This is a genomic window from Candidatus Eisenbacteria bacterium, assembly GCA_016930695.1.
GTDB lineage: Bacteria > Orphanbacterota > Orphanbacteria > Orphanbacterales > Orphanbacteraceae > JAFGGD01.
Map to the genome: position 1 here is coordinate 105,877 of JAFGGD010000008.1, position 22,631 is coordinate 128,507.

Annotated in this window: 15 protein-coding genes; 12 read left to right on the forward strand and 3 right to left on the reverse strand. The window is 68.6% G+C overall.

The window, feature by feature from the left end; genetic code table 11:
- Positions 1 to 108: 108 nt before the first annotated feature.
- The 3 genes from JW958_01255 to JW958_01265 form a co-directional block, all read right to left on the reverse strand.
- Positions 109 to 2,361, reverse strand: a complete 2,253-nt coding sequence (locus JW958_01255) for an NADP-dependent malic enzyme (protein MBN1824860.1) — start codon at positions 2,359 to 2,361, stop codon at positions 109 to 111.
- A complete protein-coding gene (locus tag JW958_01260) occupies positions 2,358 to 7,442 on the reverse strand; it encodes a hypothetical protein (protein MBN1824861.1) in 5,085 nt (1,694 codons plus the stop codon). The genes JW958_01255 and JW958_01260 overlap by 4 nt, the downstream gene beginning before the upstream one ends.
- A gap of 180 nt (positions 7,443 to 7,622) precedes the next feature.
- Positions 7,623 to 8,423, reverse strand: coding sequence for a response regulator (locus JW958_01265; GenBank protein ID MBN1824862.1), 801 nt, complete (start codon positions 8,421 to 8,423; stop codon positions 7,623 to 7,625).
- A 330-nt stretch (positions 8,424 to 8,753) separates the two neighbouring features.
- On the opposite strand from JW958_01265, the gene JW958_01270 reads away from it, so the two are divergent.
- The 12 genes from JW958_01270 to JW958_01325 all read left to right on the forward strand — a co-directional run bounded on the left by JW958_01270 (position 8,754) and on the right by JW958_01325 (position 22,427).
- A complete protein-coding gene (locus JW958_01270) occupies positions 8,754 to 10,877 on the forward strand; it encodes a S9 family peptidase (protein MBN1824863.1) in 2,124 nt (707 codons plus the stop codon).
- A gap of 67 nt (positions 10,878 to 10,944) precedes the next feature.
- Positions 10,945 to 11,535 (forward strand): TIGR00730 family Rossman fold protein, encoded by a 591-nt coding sequence (locus JW958_01275; protein MBN1824864.1) that lies wholly within the window; start codon positions 10,945 to 10,947, stop codon positions 11,533 to 11,535.
- Between the two features lie 211 nt (positions 11,536 to 11,746).
- Positions 11,747 to 12,496, forward strand: coding sequence for a hypothetical protein (locus JW958_01280; GenBank protein MBN1824865.1), 750 nt, complete (start codon positions 11,747 to 11,749; stop codon positions 12,494 to 12,496).
- Positions 12,497 to 12,498: 2 nt separating this feature from the next.
- On the forward strand, positions 12,499 to 13,674 hold the full coding sequence (locus JW958_01285; GenBank protein ID MBN1824866.1) for an acetyl-CoA acetyltransferase: 1,176 nt from the start codon (positions 12,499 to 12,501) through the stop codon (positions 13,672 to 13,674).
- A 2-nt stretch (positions 13,675 to 13,676) separates the two neighbouring features.
- Positions 13,677 to 14,024 carry an OB-fold domain-containing protein gene (locus JW958_01290; protein MBN1824867.1) on the forward strand — a complete coding sequence of 116 codons (348 nt, stop codon included), beginning with the start codon at positions 13,677 to 13,679 and terminating at the stop codon, positions 14,022 to 14,024.
- Positions 14,021 to 14,875, forward strand: coding sequence for a DUF2877 domain-containing protein (locus JW958_01295; GenBank protein ID MBN1824868.1), 855 nt, complete (start codon positions 14,021 to 14,023; stop codon positions 14,873 to 14,875). The genes JW958_01290 and JW958_01295 overlap by 4 nt, the downstream gene beginning before the upstream one ends.
- On the forward strand, positions 14,872 to 16,413 hold the full coding sequence (gene fdrA / locus JW958_01300; GenBank protein ID MBN1824869.1) for an acyl-CoA synthetase FdrA: 1,542 nt from the start codon (positions 14,872 to 14,874) through the stop codon (positions 16,411 to 16,413). The genes JW958_01295 and fdrA overlap by 4 nt, the downstream gene beginning before the upstream one ends.
- Positions 16,410 to 17,822: a DUF1116 domain-containing protein gene (locus tag JW958_01305; GenBank protein MBN1824870.1), complete on the forward strand. Its 1,413-nt coding sequence runs from the start codon at positions 16,410 to 16,412 to the stop codon at positions 17,820 to 17,822. The genes fdrA and JW958_01305 overlap by 4 nt, the downstream gene beginning before the upstream one ends.
- Before the next feature lie 24 nt (positions 17,823 to 17,846).
- A complete protein-coding gene (locus JW958_01310) occupies positions 17,847 to 18,665 on the forward strand; it encodes a cyclase family protein (protein MBN1824871.1) in 819 nt (272 codons plus the stop codon).
- A 14-nt stretch (positions 18,666 to 18,679) separates the two neighbouring features.
- Positions 18,680 to 19,576 (forward strand): xanthine dehydrogenase family protein subunit M, encoded by an 897-nt coding sequence (locus JW958_01315; protein MBN1824872.1) that lies wholly within the window; start codon positions 18,680 to 18,682, stop codon positions 19,574 to 19,576.
- Positions 19,573 to 20,043, forward strand: a complete 471-nt coding sequence (locus tag JW958_01320; protein ID MBN1824873.1) for a (2Fe-2S)-binding protein — start codon at positions 19,573 to 19,575, stop codon at positions 20,041 to 20,043. Before JW958_01315 ends, JW958_01320 begins: the two co-directional genes overlap by 4 nt.
- Before the next feature lie 23 nt (positions 20,044 to 20,066).
- Positions 20,067 to 22,427, forward strand: coding sequence for a xanthine dehydrogenase family protein molybdopterin-binding subunit (locus tag JW958_01325; protein ID MBN1824874.1), 2,361 nt, complete (start codon positions 20,067 to 20,069; stop codon positions 22,425 to 22,427).
- The last annotated feature ends 204 nt before the right edge of the window (positions 22,428 to 22,631 follow it).

Here is a 22,631-nt window from a genome sequence, read left to right on the forward strand (position 1 = left end):
TTCTCCCCGCATCCGGAGAACAGGAACAGGGCCGATCCGATCAGAAGCGCGGTCCATTTTCCGCTCGTGAGCTTTTCTCTTCCTTTTCCCTGTCCCCGAAGTATTTTTTCACTCCCCCGCCGTTTCCCCCATCGCCTCGACCACCGCGAGCGTGGTCAGGTTGACCACGTCCTCCACCGTCGGTCGTTCCGGGAGGATGTGCGCGGGGAGGCGCGTGCCGAGAAGGAGCGGCCCGATGGAGACCGCGTCGCCGAGGTGTTGCAGCAAGTGGAGGGCGAGGCGCCCCGACTGCAGATCCGGAAAGACGAGCACGTTCGCGTCCCCCTCCAACGTGGAGAAGGGGAACTGCTCCCGGCGGAGGCGGCCGTCCACGGCGACGGCGAGCTGCATCTCCCCGTCCAGCGCGAGCCCGGGCGCGCGCTCCTTGGCGATCTCCGCCGCCCGCCGCGCCCGCCGCGCCGACTCGTGATCGACCGCGCCGAAGTTGGAGAGGGAGAGGAGCGCCACCGCCGGCTCCACGCCGAGGGAGCGGGCGGTTCGCGCCGCGAGGAGCGCCGTCTCCGCCAGATCCTCGGCGGTCGGATCCGGGTTCACCGCGCAATCGGCGAGGAACCAGATCCTCTTCGGCAGAAGAACCACGTGCAGGCCGGAGATCTTGCGGATCGCCTCGGCGGGACCGATCACCTCCCGGATCGCCTGGAGAGGATCCGCGCCGGGGGGCGAGCCGACCATCATCAGGTCCGCGTCGCCGCCGTGCAGCATCATCGCCGCGAAGATCTCCTCTCGGGCGACGCGCCTCTCCGCGACGGCGCGCACCACGCCGCGCCTCCCGCGCATCGCGAAGTAAGCCTCCGCGTAGGCGTCGGCGCGCCCGCTCTTCGCGGGGTCGATCACGCGGGCGCCTCCCAGGTCGACGCGGACCCGTTCCGCGGCGGCGCGCACCTCCTCCTCGCGGCCGAGCAGGATCGGCCGGACGATCCCCTCGTCGGTGAGGATGGCGCAGGCGCGGAGCACCGCCTCGTCGGCGCCGTCGGTGAAGACCACCCGGCGGCCGCTCCGGCGCGCCCGCATCATGAGCCCCCGGAGCGTCTCCCGCCCCGTGCCGAAGCGAACGGTCAGGCTCTCCTGATACGCCTCCATCTCCACCGGAAGGCGGGCCACTCCCTCCTCGACGGCGCACCGCGCCACCGCGGCGGACTCGCGCACCAGCACGCGCGGGTCGATCAGTTTAGGCAAAAGATATTCCGGCCCGAAGCTGAACCGCTCGCGGCCGTAGGCCCGCTCCACCTCTTCCACCACGTCCTCCCGGGCCAGGTCGGCGAGGGCGCCGGCGGCGGCGAGCATCATCCCCTCGGTGATCCGCGTCGCCTGCACGTCCAGCGCCCCCCGGAAGATGTAGGGGAAGCTGAGCAGGTCCACCACCGCGTTGGGGTGGCTGTCGAGCGCGGTGGCGAAGATCAGGTCCCGGCGGCTCGCGCGCGCCTCCTCGTAACCGATCTCCGGCTCCGGCGTGGCGAGGGCGAAAACGACGGGGAAGCGGTTCATGCTCCGGATCATGTCCTGGTCGAGCACGCCCGCCGCCGAGGCGCCGACGAACACGTCCGCCCCGTCCAGTCCCGCGGCGAGATCCCGCGCGGTGTCCTCCCGGGCGTAGGCGCGCTGGTAATCGTGCAGGTCCTTCCGGTCCGGCCGGATCAGCCCCCGCTCGTCGTAGACGAGCAGGTTCTCGGGGAGCACGCCGAGTCGAAGGAGAAGCCGGGCGCATCCGGTCCCCACCGTGCCGGCGCCGCAGATCACCACCCGCACCCCGTCGACCCTTTTCTCCACCAGGTCGAGGGCGTTTCGGAGCGCGGCGACGGCGACCACCGCGTTGCTGTACAGGTTCTCGTGGAAGACGGGAATGTCCAGGCTCTCGCTCAGCTTGTCGTAAATATAAAGCCCCTCCGGCGCGCGGATGTCCTTCAGGTTGATGCCGCCGAATGTGGGCGCGCAGAGGCGCACCGTCTCGATGAAACGGTCCGGGTCGCTCGTATCCAGCTCGAGATCGAACACGTCGATGTCGGCGAGCCGTTTGAAGAGGACCGCCATCCCTTCCAGCATCGGCTTCGCCGCCTCGGGGCCCACGTCCCCCAGCCCGGGGACCGCCGATCCGTTGGAGATCACGCCGACCAGGTTCCCGCGCGAGGTGTAGCGGAAGGCCAGCCCCCTCTCCCGGGCGATCTCCTCGGAGGGGAAGGAGGCGCCGGGAAGATAGGCGAGCCTCAACTCACGCGGCGAAAGGCACGGCTTGGTGGGGCGCAGCTCGATTTTGCCCGGTCTCCCCTGGGCGTGATAGGCGAGGGAGTCCTCTCTTTCGATCATGGCGACTTCTCCTTCCGGTCCGAGGGGGGCGGAGGGGCGAGCGGGCGGCCTAGCAGCGTTCCCCGCAACGTTTCGAGGAAGGTGACCACCGGACGGGCCTGCAGGATCCAGAGCCGCGTCTCCTCGATGCCGAACTCGATGTCGAGGGGATAACCGTAGGCCGATTCGAGCCGGTCCGCGGTGCGCACCAGCTCGCACAGCTCCACGTACTCCAGCGCCGGGCGGAAACGCTGGTGGTAGAGCGTCTCGGTGCGGACGGTCCCCTCTCCGGCGGCGCGGTCGAAGACGATTTGTTCCCGCTTGTCTCCGGTGCGATAGCGGAAACGGAGCGTTCCGGTTTGGAGGTCCTCTTCCTTGGCGACGGTGATCCGGTCCGCGCCGACCGTGCCGGAGACGATCCCTTCGCCGAGACCGAGCCCGGCGTCGATCACCATCTCGCCCATCTTTCTCTCCGCCGCGTTCACCGTCTGCAGCACGCCGGATACCCGGGAGCGGACGATCCTTTGCACGATCACGCCGCCGCCGATCCGGTCCAACCCGATTTCGAGCACCGACCGGTTGTGGATCGCCCTCTCCGTCCAGAGCCCGCTCCAAGCTCGTTTGAGATGTAAAAGGAGAGGGCGCCCGCCGCGCACGAAGAGGAAGGTCTCGAACTCGCCCGCGCGGGCGGCCGTCTCGGCGTCCTCCTCGAGGGCGGAGGAACGGATCGCGACGTACGGGAGGGATCCCTCGCCGGACGCCTCATCCGCGAAGAGCGAACGGTACGCCTCCGTCACCTCTCGCGCGAGATCGCGCGGGAGCTCCACCTCCTCCCAGAGGGAGCGGATCAGCCGGGACCGATCGGTTCGGTCCAAATCCTCCCGCTCCGACACCGATTCGATCGCCTCGCGAAGCGTGGAGGGCCTGCCGGTGATCCCCCTCACCCGGTCCGCCGCCGGGCCGAGAGGGGACTCGAGGGCTTCGCGGAAGGCGCTGTCCGTCACGGCGAACCAGGGGGGGACGACGGCGGCGCCGAGAAGCAGCTCCATCTCCGCCAGGTTCGCCGCCTTCCATCCGAAGAGGGGAGAGAGGGGGAAACCGCCGTCGGCGGGGCGGAGCACGTGCCTCTCCCGGAGTCGGTCCCTCGTTCGCCGGTCTTCCTCGTCGACCCGCGCGGCGATCCTTTCGAATCGCTCGCTCTCCTCCGGCGGGACGCCGAGCACGCGGTCGATCCGGGCGAGCTTGCGCAGCGCGTGGCGGAGCCCTACGCGGTGGTCCGGCGCGCGCTCCATCTCGTCGACGCGTCCGATCCAATCGCGGCGCAGCTCGGCCAGCCGGTTCCGCACGGCGCGGTCCACCGGTTCGGGGTCGATTCTCTCCGGCGGGAGTTCGGCGCCGAGAAGTCGGTGCGCGCCGCCGGTGTCCTCCAGGGTCGCGCGGAGGGCGAGCAGGTCGAGGCGGAGGCCGAGCGCCTCGAAGGCGGAGCGCGCCGCGGGGATCCGGTGGAGCGCGTAGTCCTGGAAGGCGTCGTGTCTTTCCCGGATCTCCCGCGCGATCCGTTCCAACTCCTCCCGCGCCACGGCGCCCGCCTTCCGGTTCTCCAGGATCGTTTCGAGAAGGGCGGCCCTCTCCGATCCTTCCCCCTCGCCTCGGAAGGCGCGGTTCAGGAAGAGTTCCTGCACGGCGTGCCGCGCGAGCGCGGGATCCTCCAGGCGGACGAGGATCTTCTCGATGCCGTGGCGCGCCCGGAGGCGATCGCCGCGGAGCCGGAGGATCTCCTCCTCGTCGGTCGCGCCGGAGAGCAGGCGGCACGCCTCGCCGAAGCGGAGGAAGCTCTCGTGCAGCGCCGTCACGTCGCTCCCCCGGCCGAGCACGCGCAACGTCCCCTCCTCGGCGTCGACCACGACCAGATCCCCCTCGCGGAGGAGATGGCTTCTCTCACGGACACGCCGCCGGATCGCCGCGCGGTATCCCTCCACGTCGCGGAACTCGTCTTCGAACTCCAACGTTCGATAGCGGAGCGCCGCGGCGCCTTCTTCGGAGTCCCGTTCCCACTCGCCGGAGATGATGAGCGCGGGTTTGCGGAACTGGATCGCGATCAGGCCGGCGTGGCTGAGAGCGCCGCCGCCGGTGGAGACGATCGCCGCGGCGTGGTAGAGGTAGGTGTTGTCCTCGGGCCGCACCGTCGGGGCGACCAGAACCGCGCCGTCCAGATCGCGCGGATCCCGCCCCTCCACGCCGAAAAGGGCGAACCCGGCGGCGCGTCCCGGCGACGCTCTCAGCCCCGCGAGAACCCTCTCCCCCGGCGCCGGCCGCGGCCGCCTCGCCGGGTTCGGCGCGCGGAATCGTTCCCGCTTGCGCGCCGCCGTTTCCCGGTCGTCCTTTCCGGCGGCTTCTTCGTCGATCACCGGATAATCGTTGGAGCGCAGCACGCGGTGAAGCTCGGCGCGGTCGGTGCTCGCGTTGGATCGCCACTGCCCGCGCCCCTTTTCGCGATGGAGGAAGAGGCACGGTCCGCGGGTGAAGAAAGCGAGACGAGAAACGCCGCCGCCGTCGCGGAGCACGTAGATCTCGAGTGAGGGGCCGCGGAGGGCGAGGCGGGCGCGCTGCACCTCATAGCCGTTCAGGCTGCCGGTGGTCCGGAAGCGAAGGGTCCGCCCCAGGTCCGCCACGAGCCGCGCCAGGTCCGCCGCTTCCGCCACCACGCGGTCCTTGTCCGCCAGGATCCGGGCGAAGCGCTCCGTTTCGTGTTCGCGGCGGAAATGCGTTTCGGGGCGACGGCGGAACGCCTCGAGGCGCTCCTCGATCTCGCCGCAGGCGACGGCCCGCCGGAGCGGTTCCAGGAGCGCGCTCTCCAGGCCGATCTGTCCGACCGGCCGCTCCGCCTCCTCCTCCGGGATCGGCGTCGCCTCCAGGCCGAGGGATTCGAGCGCCCGCGGGATGCCGGAGAGGACGCACCCCGGCGGCGGCTCCCGGAAGCGGTCCCGGTAAGGGCCGCGCCCGTCCCATAGGATCTCCCGCTCCCCCTCCGGACCGGATTCGACGCCGACCAGGATGCCCGTCCGATCCCGGCTCAGCAGCTCCCGCAGGGGGAGCACGCCCCAGATCGCGAAGGAATCCGCCCACGACACGGCCACGCGCCGCCGCGCTTCTTCGGGGAGGTCGAGAGAGCCGATCACCCAATCCAGCTCCATCAGATAGGGGACGAGACGGAAGAGCGCCTCCGCCTTCCCGCACAGGTCCCCCAGGTCCACCGCCCGTTCCTTGTCGTAGCGGGCGTGGATCCGCGTCTCCTCGATCCGCACGTCGTATTCGAGCCGCCGGAAGAAGAGGCGGAGCGCGCCGAGCGACGGGTTCGGGTGCTGGGCGATTTCGTTTTTACTTACGCCGTAAAACTCCAGGTCGATCATCCCGCCGCGGTGGGGGGGCGCGTAGTCGATCCGGAGGAAGGCGGGATGGGTGCCGTAGGCGATGTAGTACTGCACCTCGTTGCCGTAGAGAAAAACCTTTACGTCAGGAAGATTCTCCTGTCCGTGAAGCGCCTGGCGGCCGAACCCCTCCGCCACGAGACGGACCGGATAGGGAATCCGCTCCGGCCCTTGCTCGTCCCTCTCCTCGGGATCGAAGTCGGCGTAGCGGATGACGCGGAAGACGCGGGAGACGCGCCGGGGCGACGCGAGCACCAGGTCCACCGTGCGGTGCGTGGCGCGCCCCTTCTCGACGAGGCGGAAGCCGAAGCGTAGGCCGCGTTGGTGGAGGTAGCGTTTCAGGCCGTGGAGCGTTCGGACCTCGCCGGCGGAGCGGGGCTCTTCGAAGCTCTGCACGAGCCGGGTCGTCTCCGCCGACAGGGAGGGCCCGTCCGGTTCGCGGCCCGTCTCCGCGAGCACCGCGGCGTGGAGGGCGGCGTAGATCTCCGGGAGCCGCTCGCACTCCTCGTCGTGGCCGGAGAAGAGGTAGACGTAGTCCTCGACGATCCGGTCCATTCTCTCGAGGATCCGGAGCACCTTCTCCCGCGTGAGGGGAGCTACGTCGAGGATGTCGGCGAGGACCTCGGCGTGGGCCAGGTTTACGGAGCGGAAGCGCTCCACAGGGTCCGCTTCCTCTCGGGCGGGCCGGCGCCCGTCCCGGCGGCCGCCGTGAGCCAGAATCAGGATCAACCCGGAGATGCGCCGCGCGCCCTCGCAACCGTCGAAGAGGTTCGCTTCCGCCGGCGACACCATCAGCGGAAAGGAACCTCCCACGCTCACGCCGATCACCGGCCGCGCCTCCAGGCCGAGGTTGACCCGGCTCCAACCGAGTTCGGCGATCACCTCCCGGAGGAGCGGGCGGCGGCACGCCTCCTCGGCGCCGCGAAGGGATTCCAGAATGGGGGGCGGCCCTTTCCCCTCGGGCGCGATATGAAGCAGGTCCCGGTGGGAGGCGCGTGTGAAGGCGAGATAGGGCTGCAGAAACGCGGCCGCCTCCGCCCCCAGGAGCGTCCGGGCGGTCTCCTCGTCCGCCGGTTTCCCCTCACGGTCGAGGACGCGGGCGGCGAGACGGCGGATTTTCCGGCTCGGTCCGCGGAGGAAGAGGGCGAGCGCGGCCTTGTCGGGATCGCCGCCGCCGGCGACGGGGAGGCGCGCCAGTATGCGGCCGATTCGCTCCAGCGATTCGCCGTCGGCGAAGGGGGAATCGGCCTCCTCCACCCGGTCGGCCAGGCCGTCCAGCAGTTCCGGTGCCGGCGGAGCGGCGCCTTCGCTTATCCGCTCCACGGTCCGCTCGAGAGCTCGACGGGCGAGGGCGCCCTCCCGCGCGTCGATCATGCCGCGGAGGAAGGGGAGCGGATCGGCGGCGTGGAAGACCGCGCCGTCGAGAAGTTCGAAGAGATGCCAGGCGATCTCGCCGCTCCGGCGATGGAGGAAGGGGACGAGGGGGAGGAGCCAGCCGAGCCGACGGGGAGGGGGCGGATTCGGAAGCAGGGCCGCGATGGCGGCGCACGCCTCGGCCACACGGTCCGGCCGGCCGAGGGCGACGTCGAACTGCTCCGAGACTTCCCGCACACGCTCGCGAAACAGGGCGTCGTCGGCCGGGTCGTCCCTTTGTGGATCGGTCTTTTGGGTCATGGCGCGAAGGAACCCGGTCCGGATCGCTCTCCCGGACCCGTCGGAGGACCGCCGGACGCCGCCCCGTGCACCGGCGCGGCCCGTGCGGGTCCGGCCGGGAGCGGCTCGTCCGTTCGGATTCTATCGCCGTGACGCGGGGGATTCCAGGACGAAGGGGAACGCGGCGGAGAGGAGCGACCCTTACTCGCCGCCCGTGGCGGGGGAGGGAACCATGCCCGCCGCGTGGAGGGCGGCGTTCAGGTCGCGCAGTTCGTTCTCCAGGCGGTCGACCATGTCGGCGACATTTTCCACGTCGCCGCTGCTTCCCGCTTTCTCGATCCGGAAAGCGATGTCGGAGACTCGCTCGGCGCCGATGTTCCCCGCCGCTCCCTTGATCGAGTGGGCCAGGTATTCCACCGTGGCGGCGTCGGCGTCCCGGGCGGCCCGAATGAGCGACTCCAGGCGCTCGGGGGTGTCCTGAAGAAAGACGTCGACGATTTCCAGGCAAAGCTCTTCATCGCCGTCGAGCCGATCCATCATCCCCTCCCGGTCGAACACCGGGATTCCGGCCGTCGCGCCGGCCGGATTCTCCCCTTCGGCTCCCGCGCCGGTTCTCTCCGCCGCGGCGGAGACGTTCCGGGCGATCACCTCGCGGAGCAAGCGCGGCTGGATCGGCTTGGAGGCGTAGTCGTTCATGCCGGAGGCGAGACACGCCTCCCGGTCCTTCTGCATGGCGTGGGCCGTCACGGCGATGATCGGGATGTGGTGGTCGCGGACGCGCGAATCGGGCGAACGGATCCGGCGGGTCGCCTCCAATCCGTCTATCTCCGGCATCTGAACGTCCATGAGGACGAGGTCGAAATCGTTCTCTTCGAGGGCGACGAGCGCTTCCGCGCCGTTGGCGACGGCCGACACGGAGTGGCCGTCCTTTTCCAGAATCCGGAGGGCGACTTTCTGGTTGATCGGGTTGTCGTCCGCCACGAGGATACGCAGTCCGCTCACCATGTGATTCCTTCCGGTCCGCGCCGGTTATTTTCATGGGCCGTCTTACTCCGCGTATCGGCTCGGCCCGAGCCCCGGTTTAGCCGTCCGTCCGCCTCCGGCGCCTTGACCGCCGCGATCCCCGGTACTATGCTGGAAAGAGCGGACGGGCTTCTTGCCCTGCGGCATATAACCGATTGAGATCGAGTGAGATAGATCGGGTTCCATGCTCCCTTCGCCCACCGGCGGGACAGGAGAACCGATCGGGCGCGACCACGCCGGCTCCTTCCGGCCGCGGATGCCCACCGGCGCCCTCTTTGTTCCAATCCGAAACGAGAAGAAAGGACGACCATGAAAGGACGAAAGATCGCTCTTTTCCTCGCGACGCCGCTCCTCCTCCTCCCTCTCCGTGGAGAAGCCGTCGACTATCCCGAGACGCGCCGGACGGACTTGGTGGAGGAGATCCACGGAACGAAGGTGGCCGATCCCTATCGTTGGATGGAGGACCTGGACTCCGAGGAGATCCACCGGTGGGTGGGGGAACAGAACGGGCTCACCTTCGGTTTTCTCGAGGGGATTCCGGGGCGGAAGCGGATCACCGACCGGATGACCGAGCTATGGAACTACGAACGTTTCGGCATGCCCACCCGCCGGGGGAACCGCTATTTCTTCAGTAAAAACGACGGGCTCCAAAATCAGTCGGTGTATTACGTCCGCGAAGCGCTCCGGGGCGAGCCGCGGGTGCTCATCGATCCCAACGGTTTCTCCGAGGACGGCACCGTCGCGCTCTCCCAAATCTCCATCAGCCCCCGCGGCCGCTACGTGATGTACGGCACGAGCGAAAGCGGATCGGACTGGATGACCTTCCACGTCCGCGACGTCGCCGGCGGGAAGGACATGCCGGACATTCTTAAGTGGATCAAGTTTTCCGACGCCGCCTGGACCGCCGACGAAAAGGGTTTCTACTACGCCCGCTTCGCCCCTCCCAAGGAGGGGGACGCCTACGAGGACGTGAACAAGAACCAGAAGCTGTACTATCACCGTCTCGGGGATCCGCAGACCCGGGACCGGCTGGTCTACGAACGGCCGGACGACCCGGAGATCGGTTTCGATCCTTACGTGACGCCGGACGGACGGTTTCTTCTGATCAATCTCTCCCGAGGGTCGGACCGCCGGAACGACGTCCACCTGCTCGATCTGCGCCGCCCGAACCGCGGGATGATCCGCCTCTTCGATCGCTTCGACGGCGTGTACGACTACGTGGGGAACCGCGGCGACGTTTTCTACTTTCGCACCAACAAGGACGCGCCCAACTACCGTCTGATCGCCGTCGACCTGAACCGGCCCGAGCAGAAGGAGTGGACCACGCTGATCCCCGAGAGCGACGCCGTCATCGACGGAATCGGCATGGCGCACGGTCACTTCGTGGTTTCGGCCATGGTGGACGTGAAGGCCCGCCTCACCCTCCACGACGGGAAAGGGAATCTCGTCCGCCGGATCGACCTCCCCGATATCGGCGCGGTGAACGGCGTTCGCTGCCGCCCGGACTGGGATGAGTTCTTCTACGATTTCGAGTCCTTCAACGTTCCGAGGACGATCTACCGCTACGACTTCACGCGGGGCGAGTCGGAAGTCTTCTTCGCGCCCGGCATCGACTACGACGTCTCCTCCTTCGTCACGGAGCAGGTTTTTTACAAGAGCAAGGACGGCACGCGGGTCCCCATGTTCCTGGTCCACAAAAAGGGGATCCCGATGGACGGTTCGAATCCGACCTTCGTCTACGCCTACGGCGGGTTCAACATCTCCATGACCCCCTATTTCCGGGCGTACTGGCTCGTCTGGCTCGAGATGGGCGGTATGCTCGCCGTGCCCAATCTCCGCGGCGGCGGCGAGTACGGGAATCGCTGGCACGAGGCGGGCATCCTGGACAAGAAGCAGAACGGGATCGACGATTTCATCTCCGCGGTGGAGTACCTGATCGAGAAGGGTTATACGTCGACGCCCAAAGTGGCGATCGGCGGGGGGAGCAACGGCGGGATGATGGTCGCCGCCGTCGCGAACCAGCGACCGGATCTTCTCGGCGCGGTGATCGCCGACGTGGGCGTGATGGACATGCTTCGATTCCACAAGTTCACCATCGGTTGGGCGTGGACCTCCGACTACGGCTCGCCCGACGACCCGGAGCAATTCCGCACGCTCCGCGCCTACTCTCCCTATCACAACATCCGCCCCGGCGTCCGATACCCGGCCGTTCTCGTTCTCACTTCCGATCACGACGACCGCGTGGTGCCGAGTCACTCCTTCAAGTACGCCGCCGCGCTGCAGGCGGCGCAGGAGGGAGACGCGCCGATCCTGATCCGCATCGAGGAGAAGGCGGGGCACGGCGCCGGGCTGCCGACGGACAAGCAGATCCAGGAGCGAGCCGACAAATGGGCTTTTCTCGAGGAAGTCCTCGGCATGGATGTAATGCCCTAAAGGATTCTCGGACGAACCGTGCGCGGGGCCCGGCGGCCGGACCGGGTCCCGCGGCGGGGAGAAAGCGATGAAGAGGATCTGCGTGTACGCTGCATCCAACCCTGGGCGGGACCGTCGTTTCGGGGAGGCCGCGGCGCGTCTCGGCCGGGTCGTCGCCTCGCGCGGCCTGGAAATGGTCTACGGCGGCGGACGGCTCGGCGTAATGGGCCGCGCGGCGGACGGAGCGATCGCGGCGGGCGGCCGAGTGACCGGAGTGATTCCGCGATTCATGGAGGCGCGGGTTCACCCCGGCCTCACCCGCGTCGAGTACGTGGAGACGATGCACGAGCGAAAGGCGCGCATGGCCGCGCTGGCCGACGGCTTCGTCACGCTCCCCGGCGGTCTCGGCACGCTGGAGGAGACCGTGGAGATCCTCACGTGGACCCAGCTCGGCCTGCACCGGAAGCCGCTCGGTCTCCTGAACGCCGCCGGGTACTACGACCCCTTGCTCGCCTGGATGGACCGCGCCGCACGTGAGGGCTTTCTCCGACCCGAGCATCGCGCCATGGTCCTGGTCGCCGGAGAGCCGGAGGATCTGCTCGGCCTCATGGCGGACTATCGGGCGCCGGCGTCGATCCTGGACGACGGCGCGGCCGGCGGCCCCCCCGGCGCCGCCTAGCCGGAGTCTGCTCTCCCCCGCTATCCGCCCCAAACGATTGAGGGGCGAACGGTATTTCCCCTTTCCCCGACCCTCCCCCGAGGCCGGACGGAACGCGCAAAGAGGTGAGTTTGCGGCCCGTTCCCCCTATAATAGGAGCAATCGAATCACACGGCCTCGGTCTGGCGGACCGGCGGCCCGAAAGGAACGAACGCAGAAAGGGGACGACGGCATGTCGGTCGATCTGGAGAAGATTCTGAGGCCGGTGGATAATCCCATACCACCCTTCCCGCCCAAGCAGATGACCATCGCGAGCGGGGAGGAGATGGTGATCCGCCAGGTGGAACGGGACGAGATTCCGGACGTGCTCGCCTATGTGGCGCCGCTGGTGCACGTGGAGCGCGACTTCTACGACGTGGTCGCCGCGCGCGTCTACTCGGAGCTGCTCGCCTACTACCGCCACCGCATGCAGGACGAGTACGTGCTGGTCGCCCAGATCGACGGGGAGATCGCCGCCGTCGTGAACGGCCGCCAGGTGAACGCCAAGACGGGGATGTCGCTCCACACGCTCGCACTCCGGCGCGGTCTCCGGATCGGCGCCCACGCCTTCGCCGCCAAAATGGAGTACCACATGGACGTGCTCGGCCACGACGAGGTGTTGATCGTCGCCGAATCGCCCATCGGTTTCCGGCGGTGGATGATCGAGTACAAACTGGAGAAGCGGTTCGACGTTCCTCACGAGCTGGGCGGCGTCCCCTCCTGGGCGCTCACCCGCGAGCTTTTCGAGCGCGCCCGAAGCACCCTCGTGGTGGGGCGGCGCCCCGTGCCGGAGAAGCTGCTCGCCAAGGCGACCGCGGGAATCCTTCCCCCCTCCGATCCGCCCACGCCGCCGCAGGATCTTCTCGCCGCGACCCGTTCCCTCTATGACCCCACCGGAACGGCGCTCATGCTCCAGCGGTGGAAGCAGGAAGGGAAGGTGTAGCCATGCGCGACGTCTACATCGCCGGAATCGGCATCACCACCTTTACACGGCTCGAGTATCCTCTCTCGGAGATCGCCTGCTATCCCTCCATGATGGCGATGAAGGACGCGGGCCTGAAAAAAGTGGATCACCTCTACGTGGCCAACATGGGCTCCGGGCGGGTGAACCACCAGAGCGGGCTCGCGAGCGCCGTCATCGACTCGCTCAGCCTCACGCCGGCCGGCGCGGAGGCGATCGAGAACGGCCCCGCCTCGGGCGCGTCGGCGGTGCGCGCCGGTTTCCTCGCGATCGCCTCGGGCATGCACGACGCGGTTCTCGTGACCGGCGCGGAGCGGATGCGTGAGGTGAACAACCTGGAGGCGACCGACTTCGTGGCCACCCTGACCCACCCGCTGGCGGAGTACATTTACGGCGTGACCCTTCCGTCGCTGGCGGCGATGTTCACGCGCCTCTACATGGAGAAGTACGGCGTCACGGCGCGGCACCTCGCCATGGTGGCGGTGAAGAACCAGAACAACGCGCTCCGGAACGAGTTCGCCCACCTGCACCAGAAGATCTCCGTCGAGGGGATTCTCGACTCGCCGGAAGCGATGACCAACAACCCCTACGTGTCGGAGCCGCTCCGCTTCTTCGACTGTTGCCCCGTCTCGGACGGCGGCGCGAGCGTGCTCTTGGTTTCCAAGGAGACGGCGAAGAAGCTCGGCCGGCCGATGATCCGGATCGCCGGCGTCGGCCAGGCGACGGACAGCCACGCCGTGCACGAACGCCCCGAGCCGACGGACCTGCCGGCGGTGCGGCTCGCCGCGAAGTCCGCCTTCGACATGGCCGGCCTCGCGCCGTCGGACGTACGGGTGGCGGAGCTGCACGACGCGTTCACCATCCTGGAGATCGCCGAGAGCGAGGAGGCGGGTTTCTTCCCGAAGGGGAAGGGGCACATCGCCCTCGAGAAGGGGGAGACGGCGCTGGGCGGCCGGCTGCCGATCAATCCCTCCGGCGGCCTGAAGGGGAAGGGACACCCGGTGGGCGCCACCGGCGTGGCCCAGGTCCACGAGATCGTCACGCAGCTCCGCGGCGACGCCGGAGAGCGTCAGGTCGAGGGGGCCCGCGTCGGATTCACCTGTAACTTCGGCGGCTTCGGCAACAACGTGGTCTGCCTCGTGCTGACGAGGGAGGATTAGGGATGGGCCGGGAACTATACGCGTACAAGTGCCGGAAGTGCGGCGAGATGCATTACCCCTTCCGCATGGTTTGCAAGGGGTGCGGCGACAACGACTTCTTCGAGTTCGACACCGTGGCGCTTCCGAAGAAGGGAAAGATTCTGACCTATACCTTCGTCCATACTCTCCCCGCCGATTTCGAGGTGGCCAAGCTGGGCTTGGCGATCGTGGAGTTGGAGAACGGGATCCGGGTAACCGGGCAGATCGAAATCACGGATCCCCGGATCGGCATGGCGGTGGTGGGAAGGGTGGAGGAGGTCCGGCGCGAGGCGTACGACTCGCGCTTCGGCCTGGTGTTCCGGAAGGCGTGATCGTTCTGGTCGCCGTGGGGGACCGTGTGCGGCCGGGGCGCTACGGCCTCCGGGCGCGCTTCCGCCGGGCGGCCGATTTTCACGGGCCCGGCGGCTGGCTGGCGGTGGCCGAAGAGTCCCTCGGCCGGGGTCCCATTCGTGTGACCTTGCGGGGCGGCCTACCCGCACGCCTCCTTTCCGTGACGGTGGAGCGGAGCGCGGTTCGTCTGGACGAGGCCGTTCTCCGGTTCGATGAAGACGCGGTCTATCGATCCACTCTCGACGCCGTGGGATGGGACGCGAAGCGGCTGAGGGAGAACGCGTGGGTTCTGGAGAAAACGCTTCTCCGTCTCGCCCACCCGAAGAGCCTCGCCTTTCTGATCGATCGGCGGCGGGAGGAGGCGCTGCGCGCCGGGTTCGAGAGGACCTACGCGGAGAGAATGCGGGGCGGTTGGGAGAAAATCCGGACCGGACGGACCGGGGAAGGGACGGCGCGAATCCGCGGCTCCGGTTTCGGGCTGACGCCGAGCGGCGACGATTTTCTCACCGGACTTCTCGCGACGCTTCGCCTGCGGGAGGCGCTCGGCGATCCTGCGGCGGGGGAGCGCCGGGCGGAGATCCGCGCCGCTCTCGATCCTCCCGGCGAAACGCTCTCCGAAGCCTACCTCGCCCTCGCCGGGGAGGGGGCTTTCCCGGAGCGATTGAAGAATCTCGCCGAGGCGCTCCTCTCGGGCGGGAGCGAAGAGACGGCGATGCGGAGCGAAGAATTGATCGACTCGGGCGCCACCTCCGGCGCCGACACGGCCACCGGTGTTTTTCTCGGCCTGCGGCTCGGATTCGAACGCGTCGGGAGAGAGGACGGAGAAGCATGATCGTGACCGGCCGCGTACGGAAGGGCGCCTACCACGATTCGGTGGCCCTGATGACGGTGGGAAAAGCGGTCGCCGCGCGCGAGGGGGTGACGGACGCGGCGCTCGTCATGGGGACCGAGGAGAACAAGACGATCCTGCGCGCCTCCGGTCTCTGGATCGAGGCGTTCGAATCCGCCGCGGCGACGGACCTGTTGATCGGCGTGGGGGCGGAGGACGGAGAGCGCGCGGAGGCGGCGCTCGACGCGGCGGAGGAGGCGTTGCGGGGGGCGGGGGCGCGATCGGGCCGCGAGGATGAGGAGGTCCGTCCGTCGAGCCTCGAGGGAGCGCTTCGCGTTCTTCCCGGCGCGGACCTGGCGCTCGTCTCCGTGGCGGGGAGGTGGGCCGGCGCGGAGGCGCGAAAGGCGCTCGAGGCGGGCCTTCACGTGATGCTCTTCTCCGACAACGTGCCGCTCGAAACGGAGGTGGAGCTGAAACGCTTCGCCCGTGAGCGGGGTCTTCTGGTGATGGGACCGGACTGCGGCACGGCGATCTGGAACGGCGTGCCGCTCGCCTTCGCGAACGTGGTGCGGCGCGGATCGGTGGGGATCGTGGCCGCCTCGGGGACGGGCCTCCAGGAGGTGAGCTGTCTTCTGGATGCCGAGGGGGCGGGCGTTTCGCAGGCGATCGGGACCGGCGGACGGGACGTGAGCCGCGAGGTGGGGGGGATCACCTTCCTGCAAGGGATCGAGGCGCTCGCCGCGGACGAAGCGACCCGCGTGATTCTGCTGATCGCCAAGCCGCCCCATCCGGAGGTGCTCGCTCGGATCCGGGATGCGGCGCGCGCCGCGGGAAAGCCGGTGGTGGAGTTCTTCCTCGGCTCGGCTGTGGAGGGCGGCCCTTCGTCGCTCGAGGAAGCGGCCCTCCTGGCCGCCCTCCTCGCACGGGGGGGCGACACGGCGGAGGTGAAGCGCCGCATCGCCGCGCGGGGGGAGGAGATCGCGCGGATCGCCGCCGACGAGGCCGCGCTGCGAAAACCCCCTCGACGCTGGCTCCGGGGGCTTTTCAGCGGCGGGACCTTCTGCTCCGAGGCCCAGATCCTTCTCGCGCCGATCCTCGCGCCGATCCGCTCCAACCATCCGGTGGGGGGCGCGGAGAAACTCGCCGATTCATTGAAGAGTGAAGGGCACACTCTGGTCGATCTCGGGGAGGACGAGTTCACCCGGGGCCGGCCCCACCCGATGATCGATTACACGCTCCGAAACGAGAGGATCGAGGCGGAGGCGGCGGACCCGGAGACGGCGGTGATCCTCCTCGACGTGGTGCTCGGTTACGGCGCCCACCCGGATCCGGTCGCCGCGTGGGACGGCGCGATCGACGCCGCGGCGAGCCGCGTTTCTGTGGTCGCTTCCGTCACGGGCACCGAAGGAGACCCGCAGGGGAAGGGGCGGGTTATCGAGGCGCTCACCGCCGCCGGCGCCCGGGTGATGCCGAGCAACGCGGCCGCCGCGTTGTTGGCGGGGCGAATCGCCGCGGCGGCGGAGAGGGAGGCGGAGCGATGAGGACGCGATCTCCGTTCGGAAAGAACCTGAAGGTGATCAACATCGGCCTCGCCTCCTTCAAGGAGAGCCTGGACGCCGCGGGCGCCGAGGCGGTGCAGGTCGACTGGCGGCCGCCGCTGGAGACGGACGAGGGCGCGGCGCAAACGATCCGCGCCCACGCCGATCGGATCGAGACGGCGAACGCCCAAGCGATGGAAACGGTCCTCGCCGGCGCGCCCAAGCTGGTCGGTCTGGAGCGCGCCGCCGACGTCATTCCCGGCATGGAGCCGAATCTCTTTCTTCACGCGGGACCGCCGGTCGCCTGGGATCGGATGTGCGGTCCCATGCGGGGCGCCGTGATGGGCGGCCTCCTCTACGAGGGGCTCGCCGCGACGCCGGAGGAGGCGGAGCGTCTCGCCGCGTCCGGCGCGATCCGCTTCGCCCCTTGCCACGAACACGACGCCGTCGGTCCCATGGCCGGACTGATCACTTCCTCCATGCCGGTGTTCGTCGTCCGGAACGAAACCTTCGGCAACGCCGCCTACTGCACGTTGAACGAGGGGCTCGGCAAGGTGCTCCGCTACGGCGCCTACGGTCCGGAGGTGATCGAGAAACTCCGCTGGATGGAGCGGATCCTCTATCCCGCCCTCCGCCGCGCCGTCGAGGCGACGGGTCCCTTGGATCTCAAAGGAATCATCGCCCAGGCGCTCCACATGGGGGACGAGGTGCACAACAGAAACCGGGCCGCCACCTCCCTTCTCTACCGGGCGCTCGCGCCGGCGTTGGTCCGTACCGGGCGCGACGCGGCCGAAGCCGCCTCGGTGCTCGAGTTCATCGACGGGAACGACCACTTCTTCCTCAACCTGTCCATGCCCGCCTGCAAGGCCGTTCTCGACGCGGCGCGCGACACGGAGGGGAGTTCGGTGGTGGTCGCCCTGTCGCGCAACGGAACGGATTTCGGCGTGCGGCTCGCCGGGACCGGCGATCAATGGTTCACCGGGCCGGCGGAGGTTCCGGACGCCCTCTTCTTTCCCGGTTTCCGCCGGGAGGACGCCAACCCGGACATCGGCGACAGCGCCATCACCGAGACGGCGGGCCTGGGCGGCTTCGCCATCGCCGCTTCGCCGGCCATCGTCCGTTTCGTGGGAGGCGTCGCCGCGGACGCGATCCGCTACACCCGGCAAATGTACGAGATCACCGTTGCGGAGAACGGCGCCTACCAGATTCCCGTTCTCGACTTTCGGGGCACGCCGACCGGGATCGACGTGGTCCGGGTCGTCGAGAAGAACGTGCTCCCCTTCATCGACACCGGCGTGGCCCACCGGGAGCCGGGGATCGGCCAGGTGGGCGCCGGCGTGCTCCGCGCCCCCTCGGAGCCCTTCCGGCGGGCCTACGAGGGGCTCGCGAAAAAACTGGAGGAATCAACCTAATTTCCCGCCCCCGGGAGGAACGACATGCGAACGGAAGAGTTTCTGGGATTCATGAACCGGGTCCGCGTCTACGATCTCACCCAACGGCTCAGCATCCACACGCCCCCCTGGCCCAGTTATATGCCGCTCGGGCTGCAATATTTCAAACGCCTCGCCGGCGCCCACATCGGACAGGGAGCGAACGGGCAGATCGTCACCACCAGCAACCACGTGGGCACCCACATGGACGGCGAGATCCACTTCCACGCCAGCGGTCGTGCGATCGGCCAGGTGCCGCTCGAGGAGTGGATCGGCCCGGGCGTGGTGGCGGACATCTCCGATTCCGTCGAGGACTACGGCCTGTACACGCCGGAGATGATCACTTCCCGGGTGGAGGTGAAGAAGGGGGACATCCTGATCATCGACACCGGTTACCACCGGTACTCCTGGGATCAGCCCGGCTCCGACGAGATTCGTTATTTCGTCAAGCATCCCGGTCCCGGCCCCGGCTTTCACGAATGGGCGCTGGAGATGGGGATCAAATGGATCGGCGTCGACTGCGGAAGCGCCGACCATCCGATGAACACCATCATCCGGAACTGGCACCCCGCCCTCTTCCGCGAGGCGGAGGAGAAACTGAAGAGGGACCACGGCAAGGGGTGGGACGAGATGTTCCCGCAGGACGAGTATTACCAGGTGATGCACCTCAAGCTCTTCCCCAAGAAACTCGTTCACGCCGAGAACCTGGGAGGCGAAATCGAAGAGGTGGGGAACCGCCGGATGTGGATCGGCTGCTTCCCGCTCCGTGGAATCGAGCTGGAATCCTCCATGTGCCGGATCGTGGCGTTCCTGCCGCCGGAGTAGGAGGGAGGGGGACGATGACCCTGGCCCACGCGTTCGAGTATCGGAAACCGAAAACGCTCGCCGAGGCGGCGTCGATCCTGCGCGATGCCGGCGACGGGGCGCGGGTTCTGGCGGGGGGGACCGACCTGATCGGATGGATCCGGGACGGGTTCGCCCAGCCGAGCCTGCTGATCGACCTGAAGGGAATCGAGGGGCTCGATCGGATCGGCGCCTTCGAGAAGGCGGGGCGAATCCGGATCGGCGCGCTCGCCGCCTTCACCGACCTGATCGAATCGCGGGAGGTCCGGGAAGAGCTGCCGCTCCTGTGGGAGGCGGCCCGTTCCGTCGCTTCGCGAGGGATTCGGAACCGGGCGACGCCGGTGGGGAACATCTGTTCCGCCGTTCCCTGTTGCGACATGGGACCGCCGCTCCTCGTGCTCGAGGCGGAGGTGGTCGTCGAGGGACCGGAGGGGGAGCGTGCCGTTCCGATCGGGGACTGGTTCGTCGGTCCGCGCCGGACGTCGCTCCGCCGCGGCGAGATCGTGAAGGCGATCGACGTTCCCCTCCCCGGGAATCCCCACGGCGGTTGCTACGTGAAGCTCGGCCGCTATGACGGCGAGGACCTCGCCCAGGCGAGCGTGGCGTTGCTCGTCCTCCCCGGAGGCGAGACGCGGGTCGCCTTCGGCGCCGTCGCCCCCACGCCGGTTCGGGGAGAGCGGATCGAGAAATTGCTCCGCGGCAAGGAGCCGGACGAGGCGCTTCTCGCGGAGGCGATCGCGATCCTCCCCCGTGAGATCGCCCCCATCGACGACGTGCGCGCCTGCAAGGAGTACCGGGGGCGGATGACGGAAGTGATGTTCGAGCGCGGGCTCGCCGCCGCCCGCGCCCGGCTTCGGGGCGAAGGTCCCCCTTACGGAACGAGGTTGCTATGAAAAGGACCATCACCCTCGTCGTGAACGGCGAAGAGTGGCGCATCGACGTGGAGCCGAACGACACCCTTCTGGAGACGCTCCGCGACCGGATCGGCGTGAAGAGCCCCAAGGTGGGGTGCGAGAGGGGAGACTGCGGGAGTTGCACCGTCCTTCTGAACGGACGGACCGCGCGGAGCTGTCTCGTCCTCGCCGTCGAGGCGGACGGGATGGAGGTGACCACCGTGGAGGGGCTCGGCCGGGACGGCCTCACGCCGCTCCAGAACGCCTTCCTCGAGGAGAACTCCTTCCAGTGCGGCTTCTGCGCGCCGGGCGTGATCCTCGCCGCGACGGAACTGCTGCGGGAGAACCCGAATCCGACCGAGGACGAGGTGAAGGAGGCGATCTCCGGAAATCTCTGCCGTTGCACCGGATACGAACCGATCGTCCGGGCCGTGCTCCGCGCGGCGGGCGCGGAGGAGAAGCGGTGAAGGCGAAACCGACCGCCGGGGGAATGAACCCCCCGTACGCCCAAGTGGGTCGTTCTCCCGTCCGGATCGACGGCCTGGAGAAGGTGACCGGTGCGGCGACCTACGTGGACGACATCGATTTCGGGCCGGGGCTCCTGCACGGGGCGATCGTGGAGAGCCCGCACGCCCACGCCAGGATTCTCTCCATCGACGCCTCCGAGGCGGAACGGCTCCCCGGCGTGGTGCGGGTGGTGACCTCCGAGGATTTCCCCTATCACTTCGGTTTGTACATGAAGGACCGATACATCTTCGCCCGGGACCGTGTCCGTTTCGTCGGCGAGCAGGTCGCCGGCGTGATCGCCCGGGACCCGAAGACGGCCGCCCGCGCCGCCAGGCTGGTCCGGGTCGAGTACGAGGTGCTGCCGCCGATCCTGGACCCGATGGAGGCGCTGGAGGAAGAAGGCGAACGGATCCACCCCGATCTGGGCGACTACCCCCACGTTCCCTGGTTCTTCCCGAAGGCGGGGACCAACATCGCCCACTGGCGGAAAACAAGGCGCGGCGACGCGGAGGCCGGCTTCGCCGAAGCGGACTTCGTGCTGGAGGACCTCTACACCGTTCCGCGTTACGCGCACTGCGCCATCGAGCCGCACGTGATCGTCGGACTGCTCGATCCCGCCGGCCGCCTCACCCTCTGGTCCTCCTCTCAGTCCCCCTACACGCAGCGCCACGTCTTCGCCGAAACCCTCGCGCCGCTCGGTTTCACCCACCAGAACGTCCGGGTGATCACCCCCTACGTGGGGGGCGGCTTCGGGGGGAAGGCGGGCGTCTCCATGGAGATCCTGGGCGTCGCCCTCGCCGTGGCGGCGAAGGGACGGCCGGTGAAGCTTCGCTTCACGCGCGAGCAGGAGTTCGTCAACACCTACCAGAGGCAGGGCCTCCGGGCGCGGCTGAAAATGGGAGTCCGCAAGGACGGCGTCCTCACCGCCATGGAGCACACCCTCTACTGGGACGCCGGCGCCTATGTGGAGTACGGCGCCAACGTGGTGAACGCCGCGGGCCTCTCCGCGACCGGACCCTATCGGATCCCGAACCTGAAGATCGATTCGCTTTGTATCTATACTAACCTGCCCCCCGGCGGTCCCTACCGCGGTTTCGGCTACTCCGAGTTCCACTTCGGCGTGGAGTCCCACATGAACCGGCTCGCGGCCGGGATCGGCATGGACCCGGTGGAGATCCGTCGGCGAAACGCCATCGCCCCCGGGGATCCGCTCCCCTACGGCGCGCCGATGAATCCTTCGGGCTTGATGGAGTGTATCGACCGCGCCGCCGAGGCGATCGGCTGGGGCGAGAAGGAGACGAGTGACGATCCGGACCGCGTCCTGGGAAAGGGGTTCTCCCTCTTCTGGAAGGCGCCGGCCATGCCCCCCAACGCCTCGTCGGCGGCGTTCCTCAAGTTCAACGAGGATGGGAGCGTGAACCTCGCCGTCTCGGGGATGGAGATCGGCCAAGGTTACATGACCGCCATGGCGCAGATCGCCGCGGAAGTGCTCGCCCTGCCGGTGGAGAAGGTGCGCGTCGAGACGCCCGACACGGACCGGAACGCCTATGAGTGGCAGACCGTCGGCTCGCACGTCACCTGGAGCTGCGGCAACGCGGTGCTCCGCGCCGCCGAGGACGCCCGGGAGAAGATCTTCGACCTGGTGGTCCGCGTCTTCGGGCACGACCGGGGCGCGCTCTTCCTGGAAGGGGAGGCGGTCCGTTGCCGCACCGCCCCCGATTTCGTCCTCCCCTACCGCGATTTCGTCATCGCCGGCGTCCAGACCGGCGACGGCACATTCAAAGGGGGACCGATCCTGGGGAGCGGCATCTTTCTTCCCGAGTTCGCCTCGGCGCTCAGCGATCCCGAAACGAGCCAGGGCGGCCATCCGAACGTGCACTACACCGTCGGCGCCGCCGGCGCGGTGCTGGAGGTGGACCGTCGCACGGGGAAGATGCGGGTGCGCCACGCGGTGCTCGCCGTGGACGTGGGCCGGGCGATCCATCCGGAACTGGTGCGGGGGCAGATCACCGGAGGGCTGGTGCAGGGTTTCGCCACCGTGCTCTACGAGGACATGCGTTTCGACGAAAAGGGCCGGCTGGTGAACCCGAATTTCACCGACTATAAAATACCGACGGCCATGGACATTCCCGACCGGATGACGTCGATTCTGGTGGAGGTGCCCCAGCCGGACGGTCCCTTCGGCGCGCGCGGCGTGGGGGAGCACACCATGATCCCGGCGGCGCCGCTGGTGGCGAACGCCCTGGAGAACGCCGTCGGCGTGCGGCTTCGCGACATGCCGATCACCGCCGAGCGCGTGGCCCTCGCCCTCCGCGCGAAGGAGAGGGGCGAAGCGGGCGGCTGAGGGGCGCCGCCGACGCGATCCCCCCCGCGCGGTCGGTCTCCCCTTGCCCGCCGCGGGTCCGATGTGTCAACATGGGCGAGACCGGTCCCCGGGGGCCGGTCTTTTCCCGGTGGGGCCGGGCCATTCCCCGGCAGTCGAGAACCCGCCCGCCGAGCCGCGGGCCTCCACCCTTCGAATGGGCCGCCGCGCGTCGCCGTGATCGTC

Bases quoted from the DNA above. Each gene is read 5' to 3' on its own strand.
- JW958_01255 (MBN1824860.1), bottom strand. From the start codon at position 2,361: ATGATCGAAAGAGAGGACTCCCTCGCCTATCACGCCCAGGGGAGACCG.
- JW958_01260 (MBN1824861.1), bottom strand. From the start codon at position 7,442: ATGACCCAAAAGACCGATCCACAAAGGGACGACCCGGCCGACGACGCC.
- JW958_01270 (MBN1824863.1), top strand. From the start codon at position 8,754: ATGAAAGGACGAAAGATCGCTCTTTTCCTCGCGACGCCGCTCCTCCTC.
- JW958_01275 (MBN1824864.1), top strand. From the start codon at position 10,945: ATGAAGAGGATCTGCGTGTACGCTGCATCCAACCCTGGGCGGGACCGT.
- JW958_01280 (MBN1824865.1), top strand. From the start codon at position 11,747: ATGTCGGTCGATCTGGAGAAGATTCTGAGGCCGGTGGATAATCCCATA.
- JW958_01285 (MBN1824866.1), top strand. From the start codon at position 12,499: ATGCGCGACGTCTACATCGCCGGAATCGGCATCACCACCTTTACACGG.
- JW958_01290 (MBN1824867.1), top strand. From the start codon at position 13,677: ATGGGCCGGGAACTATACGCGTACAAGTGCCGGAAGTGCGGCGAGATG.
- fdrA (MBN1824869.1), top strand. From the start codon at position 14,872: ATGATCGTGACCGGCCGCGTACGGAAGGGCGCCTACCACGATTCGGTG.
- JW958_01305 (MBN1824870.1), top strand. From the start codon at position 16,410: ATGAGGACGCGATCTCCGTTCGGAAAGAACCTGAAGGTGATCAACATC.
- JW958_01310 (MBN1824871.1), top strand. From the start codon at position 17,847: ATGCGAACGGAAGAGTTTCTGGGATTCATGAACCGGGTCCGCGTCTAC.
- JW958_01315 (MBN1824872.1), top strand. From the start codon at position 18,680: ATGACCCTGGCCCACGCGTTCGAGTATCGGAAACCGAAAACGCTCGCC.
- JW958_01320 (MBN1824873.1), top strand. From the start codon at position 19,573: ATGAAAAGGACCATCACCCTCGTCGTGAACGGCGAAGAGTGGCGCATC.
- JW958_01325 (MBN1824874.1), top strand. From the start codon at position 20,067: ATGAACCCCCCGTACGCCCAAGTGGGTCGTTCTCCCGTCCGGATCGAC.